General features: G+C 70.0%; 1 protein-coding gene. It reads right to left on the minus strand.

Annotated elements, in window-relative coordinates; genetic code table 11:
* Positions 1-107: 107 nt before the first annotated feature.
* Positions 108-587: inositol monophosphatase family protein (locus DVK07_RS20665; protein ID WP_303646398.1), on the minus strand; the 480-nt coding region annotated here is incomplete at its 5' end.

Genomic DNA, 587 nt, shown 5'->3' on the forward strand with positions numbered 1-587 from the left:
TCAGCCAGTTATTAATCAACGGACACCGCGGCCATCCACCGATCGGCGACCTCGATTCGTTATCCGACGACTCGGCACCGACCAGCAACAGCCACGGGTCCCATTTATCAGTCCGATTCGATTTCGTTCGCGGTCGCGAGCACCTCGTCGTGGAGGGCGCCGTTCGAGGCGACGACCCCCTTCGAGTCGTGGCGCCACCGCTCTCCGTCCAAGTCGGTCACGCGCCCCCCGGCCTGCCGAATGACGAAGACCCCGGCCACGGTGTCCCAGGGGTTCGCGCGGAGGTTCGTGATCGTCCCCTCTAACCCGCCGGCCGCGACGGTCGGGAGCACCACCTGCGCGGCGCCGAACCGACGCATGTCGCCGAAGCGGGTAACGATCGCCTCGCAGGCGCGGGCGTACTCGTCGCGGGCGTCGTAGGCCCACCAGATCGTCGGGTCGACGGCGGCCTTGCGGGGCTCGTCCACGTCGCTCACCGCGATCGGCTCGCCGTTGCGGTACGCGCCCGTGTCGTCGGCGGTGTAGGTGTCGCCGATCGCGGGCGCGACGATGGCGGCCGCGACGGGCTCGCCGTCGACGACGGCCGC

The organism is Halorubrum sp. Atlit-26R, assembly GCF_003666015.1.
In the GTDB taxonomy this organism is placed as follows: Archaea; Halobacteriota; Halobacteria; order Halobacteriales; family Haloferacaceae; genus Halorubrum.